Source organism: Phyllobacterium trifolii (genome assembly GCF_014192095.1).
GTDB classification, from domain to species: Bacteria; Pseudomonadota; Alphaproteobacteria; order Rhizobiales; family Rhizobiaceae; genus Phyllobacterium; species Phyllobacterium trifolii.
On the sequence record NZ_JACHXN010000008.1, the window covers coordinates 56,191 to 80,232 of the forward strand.

A 24,042-nucleotide genomic window follows, 5' to 3' on the forward strand; every position below is an offset into this window, starting at 1 on the left:
CTGAACGCTTTACAATTGAACTAACAAGTTTACTCAAATGCCTCTGATTCAAGGTTAAAACGTGGCAAGCGTTGCGGGGAAATGGCCGGTTATGGTGAACGAAAGGTAAATTTTGGCTTCCAAGTGAAATTTCCTGCGACCTTAAAAAATTAACCTTGTGTTTAAACTTTTAAGCATTTCCCGAATCCATTGTTTCTTTCCAATCCATGTGCCAGTACGATACAGTAGCGGCGTAGAGAGTATGGTGCGGTGGGCTTCACATGTGGTCACCGCCCAATATTGTGAGGAAAACATGGCCACAGCCCCGAAAAGCAAAGCAGTGAAGGCCGACGACGAACTCGGCCAAGCTCTTGAAAAGGCTCTCGAAATCGATTTCGATGAGTCTACGCTTGGGATGGATATGGATTTGTCACCTATCGATGACGAACTCTTGTCCTTCACTGATCTGGAAGCGCAGATATCGCAGGCAGCCCAGGAACTGGCAGCGGAAAAACTTGATCCGCCAGCGACTCCGGAACCCGTGAAAGCGCCAGAAATCAAAGCGCCTGTTTCCATTGAGCCACCAATTCCTCTGCCCGCACCAAAGCCGCAGATCAAGGCTGCCAACCCTATCCCGGCCGCACCGCCCGCGCCGCCAAAAGCGCCGGCCGTGCCCGCACAGACCTTCAAGCCGGCAAATGACGACCTGTTGCAGACAGCGACCGTGTCGCGCACAGCCAGCACCGTACCGGCGCCAAAATCCTACGGTTTGATAACAGTCATCGTCAGCGTCCTTTGGGCAGCGGCAGTGCTCGCGCTCGGCAACGCGCTTTACGGCGCCGAGCTGCGGTCAATTCGCTCCTTCGCAGATTTCGCCGCGGCACCGCACGCAATTGCCATGCTCGTTGCCATTATCGTGCCGATCATGCTGTTCTGGGCCTTCGCAGTCATGATCCGGCGCGCCCAGGAAATGCAATACGCGGCGCGCTCCATGGCCGAAGCGGCAATGCGCCTGTCAGAACCTGAAATGATGTCTTCTGACCGCGTAGCCTCGCTTGGTCAGGCCGTACGCCGCGAAGTCGCGGCCATGAGTGAAGGTGTCGAACGTACCCTTGCCCGTGCCGTTGAACTAGAAACGCTCGTGCAGACCGAAGTCAACCAGCTCGAACGCGTCTATACAGACAATGAGTATCGCATCCGCACACTGGTCGACCGTCTCGGCGGCGAACGTGAATCGGTGATCGGCCATGCCGAACGCGTCCGTGCGTCGATTTCGAGCGCGCATGAGCAATTGAAGGATGAGCTGTCACAAGCGGGCGATTCATTGCGCGACAATCTCGCCAATGCCTCGACCAACCTGACCATGTCGATCAGCCAGTCCGGCGAGACGCTTATCGACCGCCTGACCCAGAGCGGACAGACGATTTCCGAATCGATCGTTTCGCGTTCCGACGACATTTCACACAAGATCAGCACTTCCGGCGAAGCCTTTGCAAACCTTCTGGAAATGCGCATTGCCGCTCTGTCCGAACAGACAGATGCCGTAACGATGAAACTTGCGGATACGCTGGACGGCCGCACCAACAGCATGCTGTCGCTGCTCGGCAATGCCACGCAGACGCTTGTGGGCGAATTCGATACGCGCCTCTCAGGTCTCGACACAACGATCAACGAACGTGGCCGCTCCCTGCTCGCCGAATTCGAAACCCGTGCGCAGTCGCTGGATACAAGCACCGAACGCCTCAATTCTGCGCTGGAAGCCCGCGCCCGCCAGATCAACGAACAGCTGATCGAGCGTACCCGCGACATCGCCAAGACCTTCACCGATGGCCGCGCTTCGATCGACGGCATCGTCGACGAAACCAAGGCAAAGATCGGTAATGACCTGTCGAGCCTGTCCGACTCTGTCGGCAGCCTCCTCTCCACCAATGCGGCGGCCTTTGCCGATAAACTGGTCGAAAGCCGCGAGGCACTTGCCGCAACGCTGTCTGTTGAAACAGACCGTGCAGCATCGGTTATTCGCGAACAGGCCGGCCAGATCGGCGATCATACGTCGAACCTCAAGACCGTTCTCGAAAGCAGCACTGCAGCCATTGGCCAGATTATCGGGAGCCACGGCTCATCTCTCGAAAGTCAGGCCTCGGGCCTGCGCGCTGCGCTCGATGACAATGATGCACGCATCGGCGCAACGCTCGAGCAGCACGCCAAGGCGATCGAAGACCGTACATCGGGCATGCACGCTGCATTCTCCGACACGGATGCGAAGATCCGCGAAACGCTGGATGAGCATGCGCGCACCATCGATCTGCGCGGCTCCACCATCGAAGCGGCTATTCAGGCCAACGATTCCCGCATCGGCCAGACGCTCGATGCGCATGCCAAGATCTTCGAAGACCGGACATCCGGCATGCGCGCGGCATTTGTCGACACCCACGCCAAAATTGCGCAGACTCTCGACCACCATGCCAAGAGCCTTGACGAGCGCAACCAGGAAATCCAGCTGGCCCTGTCGAGCAGCGACGGCAAGCTATCCGAGACATTGGCCGCGCATACGCAGGCTATCGACTCCCGCAACGCGGAAATTCAGTCGACATTGCTCGCAAGCGGCACCCGCATCGATGAAACGCTGGGTGGCTTCATCGACTCGGTCGATGACAGGACGAACCGCATTGAATCGGCACTCACCAGCAGTGATGCGCGCATCAGTGATGTGCTGACATCCCATGCAAGCGCCATCGAGGATCGTACCGCCGGGATCGAGCAGGCGCTGAGCAACAGCGACCAGCGGATCGGCCAGACCCTCGCCTCTCATGCGAGCTCGCTTGATGAACGCACCGCCGGCATCCAGTCGGCGCTCGAAAATACCCATGCACGCATCGGCGAGACGCTTGCCCAGCACGCAAACGATATCGAGGAGCGCACATCGGGTATCCGCTCTGTGCTGGATAACAGCAACAGTCAGATCGCGAACACACTCAGCCGGCATGCGAATGACATCGAGGAGCGTGCGGCAGGTATTCGCGCTGCGCTTGACAATGGCAACAACCAGTTCGGTGATACACTGGCGTCGCATATCGGCGCCCTTGAGGAGCGGGCCGCTGCGATCCGCATCGCGCTTGCGGACAGCGATACCCGTATTGGCGATACGTTGAACGAACATGCCGGACTGCTCGATGACCGCATTGCCGGCATCCGCACCGCCATGGAACAAGGCAACGCCGCCATCGGCAAGACGCTCGACAACCAGGCGAGCGCCATCAGCGACCGTACCGTTGCACTTCAGGCTATCCTGCAGGACAGCGCCGAGGTGCTGGCCAAGGCCTTCGAAAACCATGGCGGAACCATCGACGAGCGCACAACGACCATGCAAAACGCTCTGGAGATGGGCGTCGACAATGTGCGCAAGTCGCTTGAACAGAGTGCGACGGTTGTCGCACGCAGCCTGCGTGACAAGATCACCGAAGCCGCCTCTTCGCTCACCGGTGAGGCACAGAAGGCCGGCGAAGCGCTCGACGGCCATGGCGAGGCATTCAGCCTGCGCATGAACGAAAGCCTCGCGGAAACTGAAAAACGTCTCGGTGAGCGGGCGCGTGAAGCAGCCGCCAATCTGGAAGCACTCGAAGCACGCTTCTCTGCCGCAACGGATTCAACTGCATCGAAGCTTGCGGAAAGCACGCGCGAGCTCAACGAAGTTCTCGCTGCACGCTCGCAGGAAATTATCGGCATCCTCGACAATACGGCGCAGCCGCTGGTCGATAGCCTTGCCGACAATGGCCGTACACTGGCTTCGCAGCTGGTAGAGGCAACAACGGCAGCAACGGAACGCCTGCGCGTCGAGAACGCCGCCCTGATCAATGCCATCGCCAGCCGCACGGCCGAGACCATTACCGCTGTTCAGGCGGCAAAGGCCGGCCTCACCGACGATGTCAGCAATCTGATCGACCGCCTCTCGGCTTCCAATGCGAAGCTCGGCGAGCTGATCGATATGGCGACCAAGAACCTCGGCGATATTGACGGACGTCTACTCGACACGACGACAACCTTTGCCGAAAACGCAACGAAAGCCGCGGAGTCGTTCCAGACATCGACCCGTCTCATCGATGGCAATCTCGGGAAGCTCTCGCAACTTTCGAACTCGACACTGACGGATATTTCCGCCATCGCGAAAAGCTTTGAAGAACATGGCAGCATGCTCGACAAGGCTTCCGAACTCATCAACGCGTCGCAATCTAACCTCGCATCGACCTTCGACGAGCGTCAGGAAGCATTGCAGAAGCTTGCCGCCGGCTTGATCGCGAAGTCGGAAAGCGTCGAAAAGACCATGCGTTCGTTCGAATCGCTGGTTTCGTCGGCATTTGACCGTGCCGAAGGCCGGGCAACACAGACGACCGAACAGATCCGCACCTCGATCTCGGAAGTCGTCGAGCAGGCATCGCAGAAGTTCGCCAATGCCACGGACGAAATCCGCCGCTCCTCTGCTGCCATCCGCGCCGAGTTGGAGGAAACCCGTTCCGAGCTGCAGCGCGGCGTCATGGACATGCCGGAAGAAGCCAAGCAGTCGACTGCGCAAATGCGCAAGGCGGTATCCGAGCAGATCAACGCTTTGAAGGAACTTGCGGAAATCGTTCAGAAATCCGGCCGTTTGACCGATGTTGGTGAAGCCCGTGCGGTACGCGCCGCAACACCGACCCGGACGGCGGCCGTCGCAGCGCAACCGCAGCGCACCGAGCCGGCGGCCACCCCGCGGGCAGCTGCACCGGCTTCTACGCCGGCACAAGCACCTGCAATACGTGGCAGCCTCGATGTTCGTGGCAACGCAGCTCCGGCTGCACGGCCTGCCGGCAATGGCTGGGTTTCGGATCTCTTGCGCCGCGCATCGAGCGATGAGGCGCAAGCCGAACCAAAGGCGAAGACACCCGAGACTGGTGGACGCTCGCCTGGCCAGGTCGTTGAATCGCTGAACTCCCTGTCGATCGACATTACCCGCGCGATCGACCATGAGGCTTCGGTCGAACTCTGGCAGCGTTATCGCGCTGGCGAACGCAACGTGTTCACCCGCCGTCTCTACACGCTCAAGGGTCAGCAGACATTTGACGAGATCAAGCGCAAGTATCAGGGCGACAGCGAATTCAAACGCGCCGTCGATCGTTACATGGATGACTTCGAACGCCTGCTCGAAGACGTTTCGCGCAATGACCGCGACAATGTCATGGCGCAGAACTACCTGACGTCCGACACCGGCAAGGTCTATACGATGCTGGCGCACGCGAGCAACCGTCTGAAGTAAGCGGCGGAATGAACAACAAAAAACGCGGCTTCGGCCGCGTTTTTTGTTGGCAAGTTAAACCTCTCTTGTTTGGCGCCCGCCTCCATCATCCTCGGGCTTGACCCGAGGACCTGAGGAGCATCACGGGTCCGTTTGCTCGACTGGATCTAGTCGAGCAATAGAATGCAATTCCTCGTTATAAATCCGCACCTATCTGGAATGCGTCGGGAAGGTGCTGTGCGGGCTTCTTTGCCGTGGGTCCTCGGGTCAAGCCCGAGGATGACGGAAACGTAGGTGCGTTGTCCGCTCAGATGACCGACAGTGTCCACGTGACAATATCGTTCGAGGCGCTGTCAAAGGCTCTGTCAAGCGCGGCGATATAGGATGCATTGCCCTCGCCGCTGACTGGCGATGTCGCGCGGAACACACGCGCGGCGCGCACAGTCCCATTCTTGTCGTTCAATATCTTGATGGCGATTTCAACGATCGCGATCCGGCCGCTGGATACATTGATATTGAAAGTGCGGATGTCGCTGATCACTTGATAGTCGATGGCAAGGCCTTCACCTGGACGCCCGACACCGCCAAGACGACCTGTGCTCTCGAAGGCCTGGACCAGCCGCGATTGTACGATATTCGGCAGACGGTCAGCCCATTGCGCACCCTTCAAGAAGGAAATCGAATTCGGGCCCGATCGAACGACAATATTTTCGCCATCGAGCGCTTTGAGCGCGGAGGGTGCCGCGATCAGAATCTGACGGCCCTGCTTCTTCGGTGAAGAAACGTCTGGCGAAGCGCTGGAAAGATCGAAAGTATCAAGCTTCTTGGAGCTTGCGCAGGCTGAAACGGACAAAGCCAACAGCAGAGCGGCAATAGTCGTTCTTGTTTTCACCAGCGCCCCTCTGTCCGTGTCATGCGAACGCACCAACCCCGTTGACTTTCATGCGATGCGAATCGCCCAAAGTCAACGGCGTGTGCGTCCGTCATACTCCGGAACGCTTCCGCCTCCACCAAAAATTACGCGCTGCGGATTCTTTTCAAGGTCGGTGATCGCCCGTTCGATGCGCTGAACTGACTGACGGCTTTCATTTACGAGCGCCTGTACGTCGCGCAGGCCCTGCCCGGAGAATCGGTTGATATTATCGGTGATCGGCCCGAGCCGGGCGTTCAGATTGTCGGCCACCGCGCGATAGGATTTGAGCGTATCCTGCGCCTCCCTGACGACGCTGCCATCCTGATCCGACAGCTGCTTGTCGAGCTTGGCAAGAACGCCATCGACCCGCGTCGATGCACTGTTAAGCCGGGTCATCATTTGCCGCGCTTCTTTGACCACAGCCTGAACATCTTCGGCACTCTGGCTGAATTTATCGATGACATCGGAATTGTTGGCCAGTGCATCGGTAAACTTCTTGGTATTATTGACTGTGTCGACCAACGGCCCCTTCACTTCGGTAATGAAGCTTTCAATAGAACCCACAGCCCCATCCACACGCTCAAGAATTGTCTGCGCCTTCTGCAAAAGGTTGTTCACTACCGAAGGATCGGCATCCATGCGTGCGATCTGATCGTCTTTGGCAGCTTCTTCCAGGAGGTTGGGCTCGTTGAGCTTTCCACCCTTGAGCTCAATGAAGGCCTGTCCGGTCAGGCCGGCAAAACCCAATGTCGCCTGCGTGGAACGAGTGATGGGCGTCGTCGCGTTGACTTCTGTCTGGGCAATAACCGCATCAGGATTGTTGGCGTCGATGGACAGGCGCCGTACGCTGCCAACCTTGATGCCGTTGAACAGGACCTGGCTGCCCTCGGCCAGCCCGGTGACCGAGCCGACAATACGGATTTCAAGCGTCGCGGTTTCGCTACGATCGCCATAACGGGCGATCCAATAGACAAATCCAAAGGCGAGGATGCACACTATGAGCGTGAAGACACCGACCAGGACGTAGTTGGCTTTCGTTTCCATAGATTACTTCGTCTGATCCTGCTCTGCCCTGGGCTGCTCGTGCGTCGATCGCCGTCTGTTGTCGCCATTGGAAACTATCTGCCGTGCGCGCTTTCCGCGGAAATATTCCTGGACCCACGGATCGTCGAACGCCAGCATGTCTTCAATCGTTCCCTCAACGAGAACTTTCTTCTTTCCCAATACCGCGATTCGGTCGCAAACGGCGAACAAGCTGTCGAGGTCGTGGGTCACCATATAAACTGTCAAACCCATCGTATCGCGCAAATTGGCGATGAGTTCGTCGAATTCCGCCGCACCGATCGGATCAAGCCCTGAAGTAGGCTCGTCGAGAAAGACGATTTCCGGATCAAGCGATAGCGCGCGCGCCAGTGCGGCACGCTTGATCATGCCGCCTGAAAGCTCCGATGGAAACTTTTCAGCCGTATCCGCTTTGAGGCCGACCAGCTCGATTTTCAGCCGCGCAAGCTCATCCATCAGCCTTTGCGGAATATCGAGGTATTCCCGCATCGGCACCTGGATATTTTCAAGCACGGTCAAGGCAGAAAACAACGCACCCTGCTGGAACAAAACACCCATGCGCATGTCGACGCCCAGCTTCTCCTGTTCCGAGGCACGGTCTATATCATGACCGAAGATCTTGATCTGGCCGCTCTGTTTCTGATTAAGACCGAGGATCGCCCGCATCAGCACCGATTTCCCAGTGCCGGACGCCCCGACGAAACCAAGAATCTCGCCGCGATAGACGTCAAGCGAGAGATTATCCAGGATCTTCGCCCTGCCGAATGACACGCTGACATCCTTCACCGAAAGGATCACTTCTTGCGCGTCAGTGTCAGGTTGCTTGCTTGTTGCCGGGGTCATTCTTGGCTCAAAAATTGATCGATGCGTAGAAGACTGCAAAAATGCCATCGACCACGATAACGACGAAAATGGACTTCACCACGGACGCCGTCACCCGTTGACCGAGGGACTCAGCGCTGCCGCCAACTTTCATGCCCTCCACCGATGCCATGATGCCGATAATCATCGCCATAAACGGCGCTTTGATCAGACCGGCCAGATAGCTCGACGTATCGATTGCGTCACGCAGTCGCTGAATAAACGCATCGGGCGTGATACCGGAATAGGCCCAGGTGATTCCCATTGCACCGCCTAACGCCGCGAAATCCGCAATTATCGTCAACAATGGCAGGGCAATCACCAGTGCCACCAGGCGCGGAAACACCAGCACACCAACCGGGTTGAGGCCGATGACGGTGAGCGCATCAGTCTCTTCACGCATTTTCATCGAGCCGATTTCAGCCGTGATGGCACTTCCCGAACGGCCGGCAATCATGATGGCGGTCAGAAGCACACCGATCTCGCGCAACACCAGAATACCGACAAGGTCGACGACAAATATCTCTGCTCCGAAATAACGAAGCTGGAACGCGCCCTGCTGGGCGATGATCGCACCGATGATCGTCGACATCAGCACCACCACCGGCACGGCGCCGATGCCCATGCTGTCTAGTTGATGCACGATCGCGGCCGGCCTGATGCCGCTGCGCCCGCTGCCCTTCATCTGGGCGCCGCGCACGGTTGCCCCGAGGATATGCATGGCTTTGGTGAAGTCGTCGCCAAAAGCGTACACAGTTCTGCCGATGGTTTCCAAAAAGCGAATCAGCAGGGATGGCCGTTCGATATGAACCGGCTCCTCAGGTGCCGAAGCAGCTTCGCCGACTGCTTCAAACAAGGCGCCCCAGCTTTCGGATTGTCCTTCGACGGTGACCTGCTTGCCAGCTTTCTCCAGTGTGGTTCGCAGGCGTTCTATCAGCCAGGTTCCTGCAGTATCCAGCAATTCAATCCCGGAAACCTCGATTATTGCACTGGAAAAACTGTTGTCGTGGGCAATTTCGCGCATGCGGTCATCGACACGGCGAACATTGCGTGTGGTCCATGCACCCGATAGCGTGATCGTCGCGCGGTCGCCGTCCTTGCTAAATTCAACGTGAGGCGGCGCTGCGGTAGAAGCACTTGAATTGTTTGCTCTATCGGTCAACATCACACACACATATCGAGTCTCGTGCTTCCTGTCACTTGAACAATTAAGGCGTGAAATATGGTTGTGAGCGTAAAAATATCGGTGGAGCGCTGGCCTATTGCCGGAACATTTACGATCTCGCGCGGCTCGAAAACCGAGGCGGCCATTGTGCTGTGTACGCTGTCTGACGGAACGTTCACCGGACGTGGCGAGTGCGTGCCCTATGCGCGCTACGGCGAGAGCCTGGACTCCGTTTGCGAAGAGATCGAAAGACTGCGCGACGCATTGGCAAACGGCGCTACACGAGATGATTTGCCGGCATTGATCGGTGCTGGCGCGGCCCGCAATGCGGTCGATTGCGCATTGTGGGACCTGGAGGCAAAACGCAGTGACAAAACTGTTGCTGATGTTCTTGGCTTGTCACCTTTGCACGATCTGACTACGGCGGTGACCGTTTCCTTCGGCGATGCTCAGACCATGGCTGCCGCGGCTCGGAACTTCGCGGATCGTCCGTTGATCAAAGTCAAGGTTGGCGGCGAGAACGATGCCGAGCGCATTCGAGCGGTCGCGGACGCCGCACCGTCAAGCCGTATCATCCTTGATGCCAATGAAGGCTGGAGTGATGACAATATTGTTGAAAACATGTCGGCTGCAGCGAAAGCCGGCGTCGTACTGATCGAACAACCTCTGCCAGCCGGCAAAGATGCAATCCTCACCAAAATTCCGCATCCGGTGCCCATCTGTGCTGACGAGAGTGCCCATGGCACAGACGATCTGCACACGCTCCTTGGCCGCTACGACAGCATCAATATCAAGCTCGACAAAACGGGGGGGCTCACAGAAGCGCTGCGCATGCAGAAGCGCGCCCGCGAGCTAGGGTTTGGCATAATGGTCGGATGCATGGTCGGGACGTCCTTGGCCATGGCGCCTGCAGTACTGCTGGCGCAGGATGCGGATTTCGTCGATCTCGATGGACCGTTGATCCTGCGCGAAGACCGCAAACCTGGCCTTTTGTTCCAAGGTAGCCGCGTCTCGCCGCCCAAACCCGAACTGTGGGGCTAACCCTCTCGTTGCTCCAGCCTTAGCGAAACGATGGCGAGGCCGAGACCGCAGGCAGCGAGGAGCACCATCACGTAAAAACCATGGATCCCGGTGGCGCTGTAGAGCGGGCCCGACGCCATGGTGGCAATGGCAAGCGATGTGCCGATGAAAAACGTCGAAAGCCCCTGTGCGGTGCCGCCACGTTCCTCGGGTATGGTGAGCGCTATCATTTTCTGCATGCCGAGGAACGATAACGCGAATGAAAAGGCGTGCAGGCTCTGGACGGCGAGAAACCCGGCAACACCAAGACCGGCGGGTGCAATAAGCGGAAAAACCGCCCAACGAAACATCGCAGCGGCCGAGCCGATGATCAGGACTTTAGCCGGATGCAGGCGGCCGAACAGTCGACGGAAAAACGTAAACATGATGACTTCGGCGACGACGGAAATCGACCACAACGCGCCGATCATGGTCTCCTCGATGCCGATTGATTTCCAGTAGATCGCAGAAAAGCTGTAGCCATAGGCGTGGCTCGCCTGCGTGATGCCGGTGGCAATGAGAAAGGTGACGAACGCCGGCCTGCGCAGCGCCCTTCCCGCATCCGCGATATCCACATCCGATAGCGGTGAAAGACGCCGTGGCTTGCCGATGCGCGGCACGATGAAGCTCATGCCACAGGCTGCTACCAGGGTGGCTAAAAGTGCCCACGGGATGATGTGCTCACCCACCTGCTGGATGAAGACACCGCCAACGAAAGACGTGAGCAGAAACGATATGGAGCCCCAGACGCGCATTTTGGCGAAATCGGCGCCGTACCGGCGCACGCCCGAAAGCGCGATCGTGTCGGCAAGCGGCACCTGCGACGTCCATGGCGGGGCAAGCATCAGCGATACGATCAGAATTCCGATGAAGCCAAACGGCACGAAATAGAAGGCGGCGACGACGACGGCCAGGATCGTCGCCGTGGTCAATATGTGAGCGCGATCATTCGAACGGTCCGCGAGCATCGATACCAGCGGCGCGGCGACGACACGGACGAACAGCGGCATCGACAATACGATAGAGATTTGCGTCGGTGTCAGCGCGCGATATTCGAGCCACAAGGGAAAGTATGGCAGGTGAAGGCCGCTTGATGTGAAAATCGCAAAATAAGCCAGCGCAACCCGCAGCTCGAAGCGAAACGGCATGTCCTGGCTGGTGTCCGCTGCAGCGGCTGTCATAAAAAAACTTTCGGAAGATCGAGCGGTTCAGGTGGAATCGCAACCCTGCGTTGCCTGAGATTCGCAACTATCACGAAATTCGCCAAGCGCCTAGAAACGCAAAGGTTTTTTGTTGTTGTTACCCGATTGCCTTTTCCAGCAAAGCCCATAGGAGTCGCAATGGGGATTATCAAATGGGGGATTCGCAATGGTGAACAGCGATAATGCTGCGACACAAGTGGGCTTTTGGGAAACTGTGCAGCGTGCTGGTTTTTGGCGGCGCGTACTAGCGCTTTTCATCGATATAATTGTTGTTTCTCTGCCATTGCAAATCCTTCTCATAGTCCTTTTTGCCCAAACCAACGGCGCTGTGCAGGGTTCCTTCGGCATAAACTCAACCTCCTGCGTCTCTATCGGCGAATTGCCCACGGGACTCGAACCCGCACCACCTCCAGGATTTAACTCGATAGTTGAATGCCAGACATCATTATTGGGTTTTGACACGTCGCACTCGTTGCGAGTAGCGGAGGTCAATCAAGACGGTTCGGTGACGACCAGTATCTACCGGGACTATACTCTTGGCGCCGATGGACGTCCGAACCGAGCTTTCACAACAGACTGGATTGCGATACTTCTTTTATTTGCTTATCTGATTTTCATGGATAGTCGTCTTGGTCGCACTCTGGGAAAACGGGCGCTCAACATTCGAACGATCGATATCGACGCCCAGGCCTCAACAGGCATTCCATTGCGAAAGGCATTTCTCCGGCAGTTGGCGATGCTAATCGGTATGATACCTATGATAATAATTGCGTCAGTGATGTTCTTCAAATATCTCGCCGGCGCTGACTTGACCTCTCTCACTAACCGTAGCTTGTTCTCACTGATGATCTTTGGAGGCTTGATTGAAGCGGTCTGGCTTTTGTGGATCGTCATGTCTGTCGCCAATAAACAGGACCCAATATACGATAGATTGGCTGGAACAGCTGTGGTGCGGACCTAGATGCCAGCCAAGAGCGACACTAAGGTGCCGAAATCACCCGGTCGGATTTCACCTTGCACGATTTCAGTACTTTCGCACTGCCAATCGTCGTCAGCACGCTCTCGAAAATATCGGCGCAGGCTTCCCAGCTGAAGCCTTTGAGCCTCACATCCGGATCGACCCGGCCCATTTCCAGCGCGCCCAACGCCGCCTTCTGCAGATTATCGGAAAGAACGCCCGCGCCCGACGCGCCGATAACATCCTTTGGGCCCGGAACGGGATAACCTGCAACAGGCAGCCCGCAGGCTATGGCCTCAAGCAGGACAAGACCGAACGTGTCCGTGCGGCTCGGAAAGACGAATACGTCCGACCCCGCATAATAGCGAGCAAGGGTTTCCCCTTCTTTCTTCCCGGCAAAAACGGCATCCGGATATTTCCGCTTCAATTCATCCAGATCCGGACCGTCGCCTACGATGAGTTTGGTACCTGGCAGATCGAGAGACAGGAAGGATTCAAGGTTCTTTTCAGGCGCCACACGGCCGACGCAGAGAAAGACAGGTCGGGGCAGCTTGAGATCGACATCGGGTTGCGGCCGGAAAAGCGCTCGGTCAACGCCGCGCGTCCACACTTTCAGCGTCGCAAAGCCGCGTTCGGCCAGTTCGTCATGGATGGATTGTGTGGGCACGAGGCAATGTTCGGCTGCATTATGGAAACGCCGCAGGAAGCCATAGGACCACGACAGAGGCACGGGCAGCCGCTCGCGCAAATATTCGGGAAAACGCGTATGGAAGCTGGTGGTAAATCGCCAATTATTCTTCAGGCACGCACGGCGTGCCATGATACCGAGAGGACCCTCGGTGGCGATATGGACGTACGCCGGCTGCAGCGCTTCGATCCGTGCTCTGATGGCAAGGGGATGCGTCAACGCCAGACGGATTTCCGGATAGGTTGGGCAAGGCGCAGAACGATAATCGGCAGGCGAGATGATTGTCACTTCAAAGCCGCGCGCTTCCATTTGCTCGCGCAGCTTGGTCAGCGTACGAACGACGCCATTGACTTGCGGATGCCACGCATCCGAGACGATGACCAGGCGCTTTGCTTGACCCTCAGGCTGCATTCGCCGCCTTTGGACGCTTGTCATCCAGCCGGACGACAGGCGCGAAGCCGGCCTGTTCGCCGATCAGATGCGTCCATGACAGAAGTTCCATGCGACCGTCGAAGTGCTCGACGATGGCCGTGCAGCTTTCTACCCAGTCGCCGGTATTGATGTATTCGATGCCGTCAATCTGCTCGATCGTTGCATGGTGGATATGGCCGCAGATCACGCCATCCGCACCAATACGCCGGGCCTCGTCCGAAACCACCGTCTGGAACGACCCGATGAAATTCACGGCCTTCTTGACACGGAACTTTGCCCAAGCCGAAAACGACCAGTAGCGCAGGCCGAGCATTCGCCGTACCTTGTTCATAAGTGTGTTGATTGCGAGCGCAGCGTCATAGGCCCAATCACCGAGATAAGCGATGTGGCGGGCATTGCGCACGACAACGTCGAACTGGTCGCCGTGGATGACGAGGAATTTCCGGCCATCCGCGGTCTCATGCATGATCCGGTCCATGACCTCAATGCCGCCGAAGTGCGTCCCCTGGAAATCACGCAAGAACTCGTCATGGTTGCCAGCAATGTAGAAGATACGCGCGCCCTTGCGGCTTTTGCGCAGGAGCTTCTGCACGATGTCATTGTGCTCCTGCGGCCAATGCCAATTGCGGCGCAGGCGCCAACCATCAACAATGTCACCAACCAGAAAGATCGTATCGGCATCGTGGTATTTCAGAAAATCCAGCAGAAAACTGGCCTTCGCACCTTTCGAGCCGAGATGCACATCGGACAGGAAAAGCGTGCGGAATTTACGGGCCTCGATCTCGACCATGATGCTGATCTCCGTTCAGCTGACGCAAAGGCGCGTCCATTTGCGCTGACACAAACCTGATTCATGCAACAGTCTTATGACGGCGCGGAAAAGTGCAGATATCGGCAAGATAGGCACTTGTAACGAAATGGCGTTCGGTTATGCCTCTGGAAGACATTTTAGCGTGCTGGAAAATTTGAATCGCCAGTGTATAAACGCGCGAGCCAAATTCCGGAGGACATCGTCAATGGCCAACGACCAAACGACCAGCAACTCTGATCTTGAAGAAAGCGCGCTGTTTTACCATCGCTTTCCTCAGCCGGGTAAGCTGGAAATCCAGGCGACGAAGCCGCTTGGAAATCAGCGTGATCTCGCCCTTGCCTATTCTCCCGGTGTCGCCGCGCCATGTCTGGCGATTCACAAGGATCCTGCAACGGCTGCCGACTATACCAGCCGCGCCAATCTGGTCGCAGTCATCTCCAACGGCACCGCCGTCCTCGGCCTCGGCAATATCGGCCCGCTCGCGTCCAAGCCCGTGATGGAAGGCAAGGCCGTCCTTTTCAAGAAATTCGCCAATATCGATGTGTTCGATATCGAAATCGACGCTCAGGAAATCAGCAAGATTGTCGATGTGGTAGCGGCTCTGGAGCCGACTTTCGGCGGCATCAATCTCGAAGACATCAAGTCGCCGGAATGTTTTGAAGTCGAAGAACAACTTCGCGCCAAAATGAACATCCCGGTGTTCCATGACGACCAGCATGGAACTGCGATCATCGTGGCGGCGGCTATTCTCAACGGCATGGAACTTGCCGGAAAAGAGCTCTCCAAGATCAAGATCGTCGCTTCCGGGGCCGGCGCCGCGGCGATCGCTTGCCTGAACCTCCTGGTGAAGCTCGGCGTTGACCGCAAGAACATCTGGGTCTGCGATATTGATGGTGTCGTCTATGAGGGCCGCAATACACTCATGGACCGCTGGAAATCGGTCTACGTGCAGAAAACCGATGCGCGGGTTCTCGCGGATGTCATTGGCGGAGCTGACGTCTTTCTTGGCCTTTCGGCCGCCGGTGTGTTGAAGCCCGAGTTGTTGAAGCAGATGGCACCGAACCCGCTGATCATGGCGTTGGCAAACCCCAACCCGGAGATCATGCCGGATGAGGCGCGCGCGGCGCGTGCCGATGCGATGATTTGTACCGGCCGTTCGGACTTTCCGAACCAGGTCAACAACGTCCTCTGCTTCCCCTTCATCTTCCGCGGCGCACTCGATTGCGGTGCGCGGGCGATCAACGAGGAAATGAAGATGGCGGCAGTGCAGGCTATTGCCGCGCTGGCTCGCGAAGAACCATCGGACGTTGCCGCCCGCGCCTATTCCGGCGAGACGCCGACCTTCGGGCCGAAATATCTCATCCCCTCGCCGTTCGATCAGCGCCTCATTCTGCGGATCGCACCGGCGGTCGCCAAAGCCGCGATGGACACCGGCGTTGCAGAACGTCCGATCGAGGATTTCGATGCCTATCTCGACCGGTTGAATCGCTTCGTCTTCCGCTCCGGCTTGATCATGAAGCCAATCTTCACTGCGGCAAAAACGGCGGAGAAGAAGCGCGTTATCTATGCGGATGGCGAGGATGAACGGGTCTTGCGCGCAGCCCAGGTTGTGCTGGAAGAAGGCATCGCCATACCGACCCTGATTGGACGCCCGCAGGTCATAGAGACGCGACTGCAGCGCTATGGGCTGAAGATCAAGATCGGCACCGATTTCGATGTCATCAATCCCGAGGATGATCCGCGTTATCGTGATTACGTCGATCTGCTGCTCAATCTCACGGGACGGCGGGGCACAACACCGGAAGTCGCTCGCACCATGGTTCGCGCTAGTGGCACCGTCATCGCAGCACTTGCTATCGTTCGCGGTGAAGCCGACGCAATGATCTGCGGTCTTGAAGGCCGTTTCGAGCGGCACTTGCGTAATGTCGACCAGATTATTGGAAAACTGGAGGGCATACGCAATTTCTCGGCGCTGAGCCTGCTGATTTCACAACGCGGTGTACTGTTCCTGACCGACACCTACGTCAGTATCGATCCGACTGCAGAGGAAATCGCTGAAAAAACGGTTCTTGCCGCCAACGAAATCCGCCGCTTCGGCATCGAGCCCAAGGCAGCCTTGCTCTCGCATTCCAATTTTGGTTCACGCGATTCCGAAAGTGCAGCAAAGATGCGGAGCGCATCAGAAATTCTGCGCGTCAAGGCGCCTGATCTGGAGCAGGATGGCGAAATGCATGGCGATTCCGCGCTTTCGGCGATCCTGCGCGAGCGCGTGCTTCCGCATTCGCGGCTGAGCGACGAAGCCAATCTGCTGGTCTTCCCCAATCTCGACGCGGCGAATATCACCCTCAACGTCGTCAAATCCGTCACCGATGCGTTGCATGTCGGCCCGATCCTGCTCGGTGCCGCCAAGCCCGCACATATCCTGACGCCGTCGGTCACATCGCGCGGTATCGTCAACATGACGGCACTGGCGGTGGTGGAAGCATCACAACGCGTTGATTAACAGGCGGGTGTCTTATTGCTGCCGCATGGCCGTGGCTGGTTCTTGCGCATTCACTCGCCTCGAATGCGCATGACAATCTTGGGCCGCCGCATGTACCGGACATTCCAGATCGCCTTCATAGCAGCGACCGCCGTCCTGGCGGCGACGCAACTTTCTTCCGCAAATTCAGATATTTGCGCGCGCATGCTGAACCGGCTCGACGAGCTCAACCGCAACGCCGATGTCGATGATTTCGAACTCAGTTTGCGGCGTGACCGCGTCGAGGCCGCGCTCGATGCCAATAATTGTTCTGCCGCAGACGACCGCGTCTATGATGAGCCGGAGCCGGACACGGCGGGCTCGCAGTCTTATGAGGTTCTGGGGAAAGAGCCGGAACCTGTCGAGCCGGAAATGAGTAGAGCTCCGGTCTATGGCGGTCGCTACCAGACGCTTTGCGTGCGTGCGTGTGACGGCTACTACTTTCCGCTCTCCTATGAAACCGGCGCAGAGAATTTCTCACGCGACCAGGCGCAGTGCCAATCCCAGTGTCCCGGCGCGAAGCTGTACTATCAGCCCACAGACAATCCAAATCCTGAAAGGATGACTTCGTTAAGCGGCGAAGATTACAAGGATATGCCGAATGCCTTCAAATTCAGGAAGGTAGGAGCCAATGGAACGCCGCAATGCGGTTGCCAGAGATCGGCCGGAAATTTCACCACATTGGGCAATCCAGCGGCGGCGACATCCGCCACAGGAAAGCCCGGTGAACCGGCCAAAATTGTCGAACCGGCGAAGCCTGTTGAAACCACAATCGAGCCGACAGTGCCGGCAGCTCAATCGACCGAAAATCCCTCGTCCATCATTCAGCTGGGTGAACCTGCGACGACCAAGACGGAAGCACCGCTGCCGCAGCCACTTACCGGCGACAAGCCGATCGATCCGAACCGCAAGGTCAGGGTCGTCGGGCCAACGTTCCTTCCCGACCAAGAAGGGGCAATAAATCTGCGAGCTCCGGACCAGAAGACAGCCCAGTAAGCGCGATGCGTAATGGCATGAACAGTGGCTTGCCCTTACGGCCGCTCTGGACTTTCACCGCATCGGTCCACAGCTTCCAGGTCTCGCGGTTCCAGGGTTCAGGCGGCAGTAGATCGAAAGCGGCACGCACGAATTCGCGGTCCTCTTCGGCAAGCTGTTCGTCGGTCGCCGGACCATTCTTGATAATCGTCCACCAACTGGTCGCATCCGAAATACGCGAAAGATTGCCCCGAACCGCGAGCCAGAATTCTTCCGCGCGGTCGCCCTCGATGCCAAGCGCTGCAAGGCGGTCCTTTGCTTGCGCGTAGGGCATTGCGTGAATCAGGGCACGGTTGAGCGCATCCAGTTCAGCCGGGTCGAACTTCGAAGCCGATTTGGAGGTTGCCGCCGGATCGAAAATGTCTGCAAGCGTCGCCATGTCCGGAACGGCAGTCACATTTTCCGACGTTCCAATCAACACGGCAAGACTGGCCACAGCCATTGGTTCATAGCCGTCACGCCGCAAACTGCCGATCGAAAGCGCGCCTGTTCGCTTGGAAATCCCCTCTCCCGACGCTGTGGTCAGGAGGTTGATGTGACCAAGTTCGGGAACCTTGGCACCCAGAACCTCGATGATCGAAATCTGTACGCCACTATTGGTAATGTGGTCGTTGCCGCGGATGATATGGGAGATGTCCATGTCGATGTCGTCAACGACCGAAGTGAACGTGTAGAGATAAGTGCCATCTTCCCGTATCAGAACCGGATCAGAAAGCGAGGCAAGATCGACCGTTTCCCTGTCGCGCACAAGATCGTCCCAGTGAACTTCGGTCCTTGTTACTGAAAACGGATCGTCCTTGAAGTTTGGCAGAAGGAAGCGCCAATGCGGCCGGCGCCCTTCCGCCTCAAGCTTTTCCCTGTCGGCTGGCGTCAGCTTCAGGGCATCGCGCCCATAGATTGGAGGGAGGCGCCGCGCCAGGCGCAGCTTGCGCTTGCGCTCAAGCTCCTCGGCAGTCTCGTAGCAGGGATAGAGCACGCCCGCCGCCTTGAGCCTATCGGCCGCAGCGTCATAGATCGGGATACGCTTCGACTGGTATTCGATACGCACCGGTTTGATACCCAGCCAGTCAAGGTCCGCGATCGTGGCCTCGGCATATTCCGTCTTGGAGCGAACAGTATCCGTATCGTCAAAGCGCAGGATGAATTGGCCATTGTTCTTGAGGGCGAATAGCCAGTTGAACAAGGCAATACGCGTATTGCCAATGTGAATATAGCCGGTCGGAGACGGTGCAAAACGGACGGTAATGGTCATGCTTGCGGCATATCGGATAGAGCCAGCAATGGCAATATGGGCCGCGCTCGCACGCGGCCCATATCTTAGTCGTCGCTCAAGACAAGCCCCTTGGTCAGCTCAAGCGTCTGCAACTCGAACAAGCCGCGGTAGATACCGCCATTGAGCCCGATCAACGCCTCGTGGTTACCCTCTTCGGCAATACGGCCGTGCTCAAAAACCAGGAGCCGGTCGAGCGAGCGCACAGTCGACAGACGGTGTGCGATCACCAATGTCGTCCGTCCCAGCATCAGCCGCTCCATCGCCTGCTGGATCAGCACTTCGGACTCTGAATCGAGGCTGGAGGTCGCCTCGTCCAGAATGAGAACCGGAGCATCCGCAAGGAAAGCCCGGGCAATGGCCACTCTCTGGCGCTCGCCGCCGGAAAGCTTGACACCGCGTTCGCCGACCAGCGTGCTGTACCCCTTCGGCAACGCCGTGATGAAGTCATGCGCGCTGGCCTGCCTTGCCGCCTCTTCGATCTCACCTTGCGTGGCACCGGGCCGGGCATAGGCGATATTCTCCGCCAGCGAACGGTGAAACAGGATTGGCTCCTGTTGCACGATGGCGATTTGCTGGCGCAGCGAAGCCTGTGTGACCCCGGCAATATCCTGACCATCGATCAGGATCCGACCCGACTTCACATCGTGCAATCGCTGGATCAGCTTGACGAAGGTCGTCTTGCCCGAACCCGAATGACCAACCAGACCGACACGTTCGCCTGCCCGGATCGTTACCGAAAACCGGTCATAAAGCGGCAGGCGATGTGCTCCATAGTGGAACGTCACATTGTCAAATTCGATCTTGCCATTGCTGATCCGGATCGGCTTCGCGCCGGGCCGATCTTCTATACCAAGCGGTTGACTCTGGATATCAACAAGCTCCTCCATGTCGTTGACAGAACGCTGCAAATTGCGGATGTGCATACCAACTTCCCGCAAATAGCCCTGCAGGATAAAGAACGAGGTAAGTACGAAGGTGATATCACCCGCGCTCGCCTGCCCCTTCGACCACAGGATCAGTGCGAAACCGATAACCGCGGCCCGCAGCACAAGCAGCATCGTTCCTTGAGACGTGCCGTTCCAGGTACCACGAATCCAGGTGCGCGCCGTCCGGTCCTGCCATTTGGTCAGGACTTTCGCCAGACGCGCATCTTCACGGCTTTCCGCACCGAAACCCTTGACCACCATGTTGCAACTGACGGCGTCGGCGAGCGAACCACCGAGCTTGGTATCCCAGCGGTTGGCGAGGCTTGCCATGGGTGCAACGTAACCGAGCGACAGCGATGCGGTGACCGCGACGAACAGGAACGATCCGATGCCGATGATCATACCCATCAATGGCCAGTACCACGCCATCAGCGCGGTTGAACCAATCAACATGATAACCGACGGAAAGAGCGCCAGCAGCAGCGTATCGTTCAACAAGTCCAGCGCCCACATGCCGCGCGTTACCTTGCGTACGGTTGAGCCGGCAAAGCTGTTGGCATGCCATTCGGTCGAGAAACGCTGGATGCGGTAGAACGCACCGGAGGCAATTTCCGTCATCATGTTCAATGTCAGATCAACGATCTGCATGAAGGTGATGTGTCGCAAGATGATTGCACCGAGGGACAAGGCAAGCAGTGTCGAGAACGCAGCGATTGCTGCATCCCAGACGACTGCCTCGGTGGCGTGACCGTTGACCACAGCATCGACCAGCCGGCCCGAATAGAGCGGCGTCAGCACGTCGGCCAGTGTCGAGAGTAACACTGCACCAGCAATCACGGCGATGCGCACCGGCTGTCTCTGCCAGTGTAGCCAGGTGAATCCAAGAACGCTGCGGAACGCGCCGCCGCGCAGGTCTTTACGAAATAAAGCCATGACGATTGTCCGATGCGAATACGCACCAGCCTCAATAGAAAAATGCAAACGAGAATGCCGTGAAAAAGAAGACAGAATCAGTGCGGCATGAATGATCTGGCAACTCGCCTGAACACAGGAAAGGCCATTATCGGCGATGAGTTACCTTGACCGGTGAAGTCAATCGAAAGGCAAGAAGGCCTTTCGTCATCACGTGTCAGGAACGAGCGCCGCCCCGCGGGGACATAAACATGGGTGCCATTCGAGAACCTCCCGGTCGTTATTGCCGGAGGTCGGCTTATAGGTGAATCGTTTTGCGCCGCCAAGTGCCTTTTTTCAGCGGTCGGTTTTCGAGAATCAGGTGCGGCCAGATTGCAACAGTTATTGCGATCGATCCCGGAACCGATTGGTGATGGGATAGCGCCGATCGCGCCCGAAATTCTTCTTCGTCACCTTGACACCCGGCGCTGACTGGCGGCGCTTATATTCGGCGATGTAGAGCAGGTGTTCGATACGCTCGACCGTCGCACGGTCATGACCGCGTTCGACGATTTCATCGACGCCCATCTCGTGTTCGACCAAGCATTCGAGGATATCATCGAGGACCGGATAAGGCGGCAGCGAATCCTGGTCGGTCTGGTTTTCCCGCAGCTCTGCCGAGGGCGCCTTGCTGATGATATTCACCGGAATAACTTCGCCAGACGGACCTAGGCCGCCCGCAGGGACGTTTTTGTTGCGCCATTCGGACATGGCGTAAACCTGCATCTTGTAGAGATCCTTGATCGGATTATAGCCGCCATTCATGTCGCCATAGAGCGTGGCATAGCCGACCGACATTTCCGACTTGTTGCCCGTGGTGACGACCATGGAACCGAACTTGTTGGAAATCGCCATAAGGATGGTACCGCGGGCACGGCTCTGCAGGTTCTCCTCGGTTATGCCCTCCTTGGTACCCTCGAAGGTGGGCGCAAGCGCCTTGAGGAAGCCCTCGACCGGTTCAAAGATCGGGACGATATCATAGCGGCAGCCAAGCATCTTGGCGCAGTCCTCGGCGTCCTTCAGCGAGTCCTTCGACGTATAAGTGTAGGGCATCATGACTGCGCGCAGGCGTTCCTCCCCCAATGCGTCCACCGCGAGCGCGGCGCAGATCGCCGAGTCGATGCCACCTGACAGACCGAGTACAACGTCCTTGAAGCCGTTCTTGTTGACGTAGTCGCGCAGGCCGAGCATGCAGGCGCGGTAGTTCGCTTCCTCCCCTTCCGGGATCCGCGACATCGGGCCTTCAGTACAGGTCCAGCCATCTGCGCCGCGTCGCCATGTCGTGACGATCAGTTGCTCCTCAAACTGCGACATCTGGAAGGCGAGGTTCTTATTCGCATTGAACGCGAAGGAAGCGCCGTCGAAAATCAGGTCGTCCTGTCCGCCAAGCTGATTGGCGAAAATCAATGGCAACCCTGTTTCAATCACCTGCCGAAGCGCCACCTGATAACGCACATCGACCTTGCCGCGATAATAGGGAGAGCCGTTCGGCACGCAGAGAATTTCCGCGCCGCTCTCCGCCAATGTCTCGCAGACACCGAGGTCGCCCCAGATATCCTCGCAGATCGGAATACCGATGCGAACGCCGCGAAAATTGACCGGGCCGGGCATCGGACCAGACTGGAACACACGCTTTTCGTCGAACTCGCCATAATTGGGCAGATCGACCTTGAAACGTTCCGCAATCACCTTGCCACCATCCAGCACCATGACCGAGTTGTGCAGGCCGGACTCACGCTTCAGGGGCGTGCCGATAACTACGCCAGGTCCGCCATCGGCGGTGTCTAAAGCGAACTCCTGGACTGCCTTCTCGCAAGCCTCGATAAAGGCGCGTTTCAACACCAGATCCTCCGGCGGATAACCGGAAATGAAAAGCTCGGTGTAGAGGACCAGATCGGCGCCTTGACGTGCAGCGTCAGCTCGAGCCTCGCGTGCCTTTGCCAGATTGCCCCTGATATCGCCCAGCACTGGATTGAGCTGAGCGATGGCGATACGGAGAATGTCGGTATTTTTGCTCATAATGAACATATATCGTTTCGTTGGTGGAAAAACAATGTTTGATCAAGCAGCGGTCAGGAAAAAAACACGCTCCACACGGTATAGACCCAGACGGTAGCGACGAGGATAACCGAGATCAGCACCGCAAGCGATCCGCAATCCTTGGCGATCTGGATCTCGCGATGAAAATCCAGTGAAACCGCATCACAGGCGGCCTCGATGCCGGTATTGAGTACTTCGATCATGATCAGAAACAGTACTGATCCCGTAAGGAGCAGAAACGACAGACCGGTCGGCGCGATGAATGCCGCAACGGGGATGGCGAGGATGAACAGCGTGAGTTCCTGCTGAACGGCCTTCTCGTGCTGCGCCAGATGCTTCAGCGCACGCATGGAATTTATGAATGCGAGTACCAGACGCTGCATGCCGCCCCTCAAACTAATAGCTACGGCAGGTATAAGGAGAGTTCGGCTCGCGTCAATCCTGTCCGTCGGACGCTACCACGACTCCGCCGCCACTCCTTGCGTACTTGGGCAGGTCATCGTCAATCTGATAGTAGTCGCCCTTGTCCTCGACAAAGATATGACTTTCTCCATGCAGGCCGGACGGTTGATCGAATGATCCTGCCATGACGGAAATATAATCGAGATCATTGTGCTTCCAGAAGAGCACTGAGCCGCAATTCTTGCAAAAGCCACGACGGGCAAATTCACTTGCCTCATACCAGCTGATATTTTCTTCGCCGGAAATGTCGATCGAATCGTCCTGCACATTCGTCGCAGCGTAAAAATGGCCCGACTGTTTGCGGCATTGCGAGCAATGGCAGTAGACGACACCCCGCAGCTTGCCGCGCGTTTCGAAATGTACTCTGCCGCACAGGCATGAACCCCGATGCAACTCCATCATGCTCTCACCCCGTTATTGTCGAGAACAAAACATAAG

At 57.3% G+C, this 24,042-nt stretch carries 17 protein-coding genes; 5 read left to right on the forward strand and 12 right to left on the reverse strand.

All coding sequences use genetic code 11. From position 1 onward, the window contains the following. Positions 1 to 292 precede the first annotated feature (292 nt). Entirely contained in the window at positions 293 to 5,266 is a 4,974-nt protein-coding gene (locus FHS21_RS13765) for an apolipoprotein A-IV repeat region-like domain-containing protein (RefSeq protein WP_112528476.1), read from the forward strand. 286 nt (positions 5,267 to 5,552) lie between these two features. On the opposite strand, the gene FHS21_RS13770 is transcribed toward FHS21_RS13765, so the two are convergent. The 4 genes from FHS21_RS13770 to FHS21_RS13785 are packed head-to-tail and all read right to left on the reverse strand — an operon-like array spanning position 5,553 to position 9,246. Further along, positions 5,553 to 6,173 (reverse strand): ABC-type transport auxiliary lipoprotein family protein, encoded by a 621-nt coding sequence (locus FHS21_RS13770; protein WP_376772108.1) that lies wholly within the window; start codon positions 6,171 to 6,173, stop codon positions 5,553 to 5,555. A gap of 36 nt (positions 6,174 to 6,209) precedes the next feature. Next, complete coding sequence (locus FHS21_RS13775; RefSeq protein ID WP_112528478.1) at positions 6,210 to 7,202, reverse strand: MlaD family protein; 993 nt, start codon at positions 7,200 to 7,202, stop codon at positions 6,210 to 6,212. Between the two features lie 3 nt (positions 7,203 to 7,205). Further along, positions 7,206 to 8,063 carry an ABC transporter ATP-binding protein gene (locus FHS21_RS13780; RefSeq protein ID WP_112528480.1) on the reverse strand — a complete coding sequence of 286 codons (858 nt, stop codon included), beginning with the start codon at positions 8,061 to 8,063 and terminating at the stop codon, positions 7,206 to 7,208. 7 nt (positions 8,064 to 8,070) lie between these two features. Then, a complete protein-coding gene (locus tag FHS21_RS13785; RefSeq protein ID WP_112528482.1) occupies positions 8,071 to 9,246 on the reverse strand; it encodes an ABC transporter permease in 1,176 nt (391 codons plus the stop codon). Between the two features lie 57 nt (positions 9,247 to 9,303). Here FHS21_RS13785 and dgcA point away from each other — a divergent pair, with 57 nt between their 5' ends. After that, on the forward strand, positions 9,304 to 10,287 hold the full coding sequence (gene dgcA, locus FHS21_RS13790) for an N-acetyl-D-Glu racemase DgcA (RefSeq protein WP_183662331.1): 984 nt from the start codon (positions 9,304 to 9,306) through the stop codon (positions 10,285 to 10,287). Here the strand turns inward: dgcA and FHS21_RS13795 are convergent. Beyond that, complete coding sequence (locus FHS21_RS13795; RefSeq protein ID WP_112528486.1) at positions 10,284 to 11,486, reverse strand: MFS transporter; 1,203 nt, start codon at positions 11,484 to 11,486, stop codon at positions 10,284 to 10,286. The genes dgcA and FHS21_RS13795 overlap by 4 nt on opposite strands. Positions 11,487 to 11,673: 187 nt before the next feature. Between FHS21_RS13795 and FHS21_RS13800 the strand changes: the two genes are divergently transcribed. Continuing rightward, positions 11,674 to 12,468 carry an RDD family protein gene (locus FHS21_RS13800; protein ID WP_183662334.1) on the forward strand — a complete coding sequence of 265 codons (795 nt, stop codon included), beginning with the start codon at positions 11,674 to 11,676 and terminating at the stop codon, positions 12,466 to 12,468. Positions 12,469 to 12,487: 19 nt separating this feature from the next. On the opposite strand, the gene FHS21_RS13805 is transcribed toward FHS21_RS13800, so the two are convergent. Beyond that, positions 12,488 to 13,564 (reverse strand): glycosyltransferase family 4 protein, encoded by a 1,077-nt coding sequence (locus tag FHS21_RS13805; protein ID WP_112551502.1) that lies wholly within the window; start codon positions 13,562 to 13,564, stop codon positions 12,488 to 12,490. After that, entirely contained in the window at positions 13,554 to 14,375 is an 822-nt protein-coding gene (locus tag FHS21_RS13810; RefSeq protein WP_112528492.1) for a UDP-2,3-diacylglucosamine diphosphatase, read from the reverse strand. Before FHS21_RS13810 ends, FHS21_RS13805 begins: the two co-directional genes overlap by 11 nt. A gap of 226 nt (positions 14,376 to 14,601) precedes the next feature. On the opposite strand from FHS21_RS13810, the gene FHS21_RS13815 reads away from it, so the two are divergent. Continuing rightward, positions 14,602 to 16,899: an NADP-dependent malic enzyme gene (locus tag FHS21_RS13815; RefSeq protein WP_112528494.1), complete on the forward strand. Its 2,298-nt coding sequence runs from the start codon at positions 14,602 to 14,604 to the stop codon at positions 16,897 to 16,899. A gap of 69 nt (positions 16,900 to 16,968) precedes the next feature. Beyond that, entirely contained in the window at positions 16,969 to 17,913 is a 945-nt protein-coding gene (locus tag FHS21_RS13820; RefSeq protein WP_183662335.1) for a DUF2865 domain-containing protein, read from the forward strand. Here FHS21_RS13820 and gltX read toward each other — a convergent pair. The 5 genes from gltX to FHS21_RS13845 form a co-directional block, all read right to left on the reverse strand. After that, positions 17,831 to 19,204, reverse strand: a complete 1,374-nt coding sequence (gene gltX, locus FHS21_RS13825) for a glutamate--tRNA ligase (protein ID WP_183662337.1) — start codon at positions 19,202 to 19,204, stop codon at positions 17,831 to 17,833. The genes FHS21_RS13820 and gltX overlap by 83 nt on opposite strands. Before the next feature lie 65 nt (positions 19,205 to 19,269). Further along, positions 19,270 to 21,084 (reverse strand): ABC transporter ATP-binding protein, encoded by a 1,815-nt coding sequence (locus FHS21_RS13830; protein ID WP_183662339.1) that lies wholly within the window; start codon positions 21,082 to 21,084, stop codon positions 19,270 to 19,272. 360 nt (positions 21,085 to 21,444) lie between these two features. Next, positions 21,445 to 23,121, reverse strand: coding sequence for an NAD+ synthase (locus tag FHS21_RS13835; RefSeq protein WP_112528821.1), 1,677 nt, complete (start codon positions 23,119 to 23,121; stop codon positions 21,445 to 21,447). Positions 23,122 to 23,174: 53 nt separating this feature from the next. Continuing rightward, the gene (locus tag FHS21_RS13840) at positions 23,175 to 23,525 is read right to left on the reverse strand and encodes a diacylglycerol kinase (RefSeq protein ID WP_112528502.1); all 351 of its coding nucleotides are present in this window, start codon (positions 23,523 to 23,525) and stop codon (positions 23,175 to 23,177) included. Positions 23,526 to 23,577: 52 nt separating this feature from the next. Further along, on the reverse strand, positions 23,578 to 24,006 hold the full coding sequence (locus tag FHS21_RS13845; protein WP_112528504.1) for a GFA family protein: 429 nt from the start codon (positions 24,004 to 24,006) through the stop codon (positions 23,578 to 23,580). Between the last annotated feature and the right edge of the window lie 36 nt (positions 24,007 to 24,042).